The organism is Corallococcus exercitus (genome assembly GCF_003611585.1).
GTDB lineage: Bacteria > Myxococcota > Myxococcia > Myxococcales > Myxococcaceae > Corallococcus > Corallococcus exercitus.
The window spans coordinates 1-3,738 of sequence record NZ_RAVW01000633.1 but is presented as its reverse complement, the minus strand read 5'-3'; the positions used below and the strand labels follow the sequence as shown (position 1 = coordinate 3,738).

Here is a 3,738-nt window from a genome sequence, read left to right as displayed (position 1 = left end):
GCCCACCCACCACCGCGAACGTGTAGCCCACCTCCTTGGAGCCCCAGCCCAGCCGCGCCTGCACCAGCAGCGCGAACGCCACCTGGAGCGTGGTCATGGACAGGAACACGGCGAAGAACAACCCCAGCACCATTCCCAACGCCTTGCGCCGGGGCGCGTCCTGCAACGCGGCCCAGCGCGTCTGGGATTTCGCCGCCACGCGCTTCGCCACCGGGTGCGTCTCCGGCATCGCGATGAGCGCGCCCAGGAAGCCCACCAGCGCCAGGCCCCCCGCGAGCAGCGGCGGCACCCACGCGCCCAGGCCGGAGAACAACCCGCCCAGCGTGGGCCCCAGCACCATGCCCAGGCCAATGCCCGCGCCGATGCGGCCCATGGCCTTCGCGCGCGTCTCCTTCGTCGTCACGTCCGCGAGCGCCGCCTGACACGCGGCGATGTTGCCGGACGTCGCCCCCGCCAGGATGCGCGACGCGAAGAGCAGCGGCAGCATCCGCTGGTGGCTGGCCAGCGCGAACAGCGCCATCGCCACCGCGTTCGCCAGCAGGCTCAGGAGGATGACCGCGCGCCGCCCGTGCCGGTCCGAGTACCGCCCCAGCAGCGGCGTGGCCAGAAGCTGCGTGAAGCTGAAGCACCCCAGCAGGATGCCCACCGTGCGCGCCGAGCCGCCCATGGACTGCACGTAGAAGGGCAGCATCGGGATGACGATGCCGAAGCCCACCAGGTCCAGGAACACGGTGAGGAACACCACCGCCTCCACCCGACGCAAGAGGCCCGGCGAGGCGGCGGAGGACGCGCCCACGCTGTCAGCCACCATGGCCCGCCCGGTCCACCGGCAGCGCGTCCGCGTAGGCGCGCAGGATGCGGCCCTCGTCGTAGGCGTACTGGAAGCCCGTGGCCTCCAGGAAGCGCTTGTTGTCCACCACGATGGGATAGCGGAGGTGGTCCGTGGCCCCCACCGACAGCCGGGGGAAGCCCGCCCGGCCCAGCAGCAGCGACAGCACCGGCGACGGCAGCGGCACCGGCGTGCGGCCCGTGCCCCGGATGATGACCGACAGCGGCACGGGCGCGGGCCCCGCGACGTTGAAGATGCCGCGCACCTTCTTCTCCAGCGCCAGCTGCAGCGCCGTCACCACGTCCTCCTCCTGGAGCACGTGGAAGAGCGGGTCGTAGCCCAGCACCATGGGCACGCGCTTGCCGCGCAGCAGGTTCGCGAGCGTGCCCGTGCCCGGCGTGCCCAGCGTGTAGACCAGCCGCAGCACCGCGGTGGTGACCTCCGGCATGCGCCACAGCGCGGTCGCCGCGTACAGGTCCGCGGCCACCAGGTCCGCCAATTCCGGGATGGCCTCCAGCGCGCGCGGAGGCTCGTCCTCGGAGTGGTACAGCGGCGAGTCCGGCGCCGCGCCGTAGAACGTGTGCCGGCCCACGAAGAGCACCTGCTTCACGCCGTGCGCCGCGCAGTGGTCGAACAGCGCCTTGGTGCCGTCCAGGTTGATGCGGCCGCGCTCGCCGCCGGGCACGGTGAACGCCGTCACCGTGGCCATGTGCACCACCGCCTCCGGCTTCCAGCGGCGGAAGACGTCCTCGGCGGCGCGCTTGCGCACGTCCACCGGGTGCACCTGGATGCCCTTGGGCGCGTCCCGCCACGGCCGGATGTCGATGCCCGCGACCTCGTGGCCGCTGTCGCGCAGCTTGAGCGCCAGCCTGCGCGCGATGCCGCCGGAGATGCCTGGAATCAACACCCTCATGGCAACAGCCTCCGGGTCCGGCGCAGGTTGCGCTCGGCGCGGTTGTCTTCGATGAGCCGCTGGATGCGGGCCTTCACCTGGTCCACGTAGCCCTGGATGACGTGGTCCTCCTCGTCGCCCGTGCCCTCGAAGACGAGCGGCTCGCCGTAATGGATTTCCAGCCCCACCGGCAGGGGCAGGGGCAGCAGGTACGGCGTCAGCGGGATGTACGGCATGCCCAAGAGCTTCCCCAGCGCGTACGCGTTGGTGATGGTGGGGATGGCCGCGCCGCCGCCCAGGAAGGCGAAGGGAATGATGGGCGAGCGCGTCTGGAGCGCCAGCCGGATGAACCCCGTGCCGAAGTCCACCAGCGAGTAGCGCTCCGGGTAGAGCTTCGCGGTGCCGCGGGCGCCCTCCGGAAAAATCATCAGCAGCCGGTCGTCCTCCAGGAGGCGCACGGCGTGCTCGGGCAGGCCGGTGAACTGGCCGGTGCGGCTGGCCCACAGCGAGGCCACGGGGAACTTGTGGATGAAGCGCTCCACCATGCCCTGCGCGAGCCGGGGCGGGTCCATCTCCAGCAGCGTGGAGGTGAGCACCATCATCCCGTCCACCGCGACGCCGCCGGAGTGGTTGCCCACCAGCATGCCCCGGCCCTGCTTGGGGATGTGTTGCACGCCGGTGCAGCGCACCCGGAAGTAGTTCCGGTAGAGGAAGGCGAAGAACTCCAGCGCCCACTTCAGGTGCTTCTTGGAGATGCCGTAGGGGTCGACACCGTACTCGTTGAAGGGCAGCTCCAACCGCTCCACCCGCTCTGACAGGGACTCGCTCTGGGGCACGGGGCGCACCGTAGCACCGCGCGGAGGCTTTGCACGGGGCGCCCGCGTCCCCCATTGTGCACCCGACGGGCGCCCTGTCGGGAGGCGGGAGGGGCCCCATGGGAGTGACGCGCGATGGCGGGGCAGCCGTGGATGGGAATGCTGGACGGGGCGCTCGCGTGGGCCATGACCCTGCCGGAGGGCCTGTCCCAGGAGGTGGCGGTGGACGTGGCGGGCCGGCGGGTGCGCCTGTCGCACGCGCGGGTGGAGGCGCTGTCGCGGGGCGTGCTGGGCCGCGTGAAGGGGCTCACGCTGCGCTCCTGGGACAGCACCCCCACCGTGTACGACCTGCGGCTGGACGTGCGGGGCTGGAAGCTGCGGGTGGAGACGACCCCCCAGCGCGTGGAGCTGGCCCAAGGGCGCTACACGCTGTGGCTGGCCACGCCGGGGCGCGTGGAGCTGGAGGAGTCCCCCGGCGCGTCGTCGCTGCTGATGGGCGCGCTGCGCACGGGCGCGGGGAAGGCCGCGCTCCAGGCGCTGGCGCGCAGGCTGCTGCCGCCGGAGCTGGCCTGGGACGGACAGGTGCTCCGGGTGGAGGGAAGACTGCCGAAGGACGGCGCGCTGGCGGCCCGCCTCTTTGAATCCTCCTCGCTCAAGATGACCGCGGCGCACGCTCCGGAGGGGCTGTGGCTGTCCGCGGAGGCGTGGCCGGGGCTGTTGGACCTGCTCCAGGCCGCGCTGGTCCCGGCGTCGGTGTAGGGCGCTTTTTCAGCGGCCCTCGCCGTCCCACACGTTGGCGCGGCCTTCCAGGGGGCCGCGCTGCGGGCGGACGATGCAGAAGCGCTGCCCGGTGGGGGCCTCCACCACCCACCAGCGCTTCACGTAGGCGACGCGCTTCGCGCCCAGCGCCTCCAGCCGCTCCAGCTCCGCGTCCAGGTCGTCCGCCTCGATGTCCAGGTGGATGCGGCTCTCGTGCTCCACCTGCTGGATGAGGAGCATGGGCTCCTCGGGCTTCGCCTCCAGCTCGCGGTAGGAGGGCGAGTCCGGGTCCGGCGGGGCCACCTTGCGTCCCAGCGCCGCGCTCCAGAACCGGGTGGCGGCGTCGAGGTCCCCGACCTTGCAGTCGATGACGAACGTGCTGAGGCGGCTGTGATGCATGGCTTGCTCCTGAGGGGCCGGGCAGGGGGGAAGCCCGTTGGGGG

At 72.2% G+C, this 3,738-nt stretch carries 5 protein-coding genes; 1 reads left to right on the top strand and 4 read right to left on the bottom strand.

Going from position 1 to position 3,738, the window contains the following annotated elements; genetic code table 11:
• The 3 genes from D7W79_RS39975 to D7W79_RS39965 form a co-directional block, all read right to left on the bottom strand.
• A partial coding sequence (locus D7W79_RS39975) for an MFS transporter (RefSeq protein ID WP_147442302.1) occupies positions 1 to 811 on the bottom strand: 811 nt, incomplete at its 3' end.
• On the bottom strand, positions 801 to 1,742 hold the full coding sequence (locus D7W79_RS39970) for an NAD-dependent epimerase/dehydratase family protein (protein ID WP_120530458.1): 942 nt from the start codon (positions 1,740 to 1,742) through the stop codon (positions 801 to 803). The genes D7W79_RS39970 and D7W79_RS39975, both read right to left, overlap by 11 nt.
• Positions 1,739 to 2,566 (bottom strand): lysophospholipid acyltransferase family protein, encoded by an 828-nt coding sequence (locus tag D7W79_RS39965; protein WP_120530457.1) that lies wholly within the window; start codon positions 2,564 to 2,566, stop codon positions 1,739 to 1,741. The genes D7W79_RS39970 and D7W79_RS39965 overlap by 4 nt, the downstream gene beginning before the upstream one ends.
• A gap of 105 nt (positions 2,567 to 2,671) precedes the next feature.
• On the opposite strand from D7W79_RS39965, the gene D7W79_RS39960 reads away from it, so the two are divergent.
• Positions 2,672 to 3,295, top strand: coding sequence for a hypothetical protein (locus D7W79_RS39960; protein ID WP_120530456.1), 624 nt, complete (start codon positions 2,672 to 2,674; stop codon positions 3,293 to 3,295).
• A gap of 9 nt (positions 3,296 to 3,304) precedes the next feature.
• On the opposite strand, the gene D7W79_RS39955 is transcribed toward D7W79_RS39960, so the two are convergent.
• Positions 3,305 to 3,694 carry a VOC family protein gene (locus D7W79_RS39955; protein ID WP_120530455.1) on the bottom strand — a complete coding sequence of 130 codons (390 nt, stop codon included), beginning with the start codon at positions 3,692 to 3,694 and terminating at the stop codon, positions 3,305 to 3,307.
• Between the last annotated feature and the right edge of the window lie 44 nt (positions 3,695 to 3,738).

Excerpts from the sequence above, each read along its gene's own strand:
- D7W79_RS39970 (WP_120530458.1), bottom strand. The coding sequence starts at position 1,742 with ATGAGGGTGTTGATTCCAGGCATCTCCGGCGGCATCGCGCGCAGGCTG.
- D7W79_RS39960 (WP_120530456.1), top strand. The coding sequence starts at position 2,672 with ATGGCGGGGCAGCCGTGGATGGGAATGCTGGACGGGGCGCTCGCGTGG.
- D7W79_RS39955 (WP_120530455.1), bottom strand. The coding sequence starts at position 3,694 with ATGCATCACAGCCGCCTCAGCACGTTCGTCATCGACTGCAAGGTCGGG.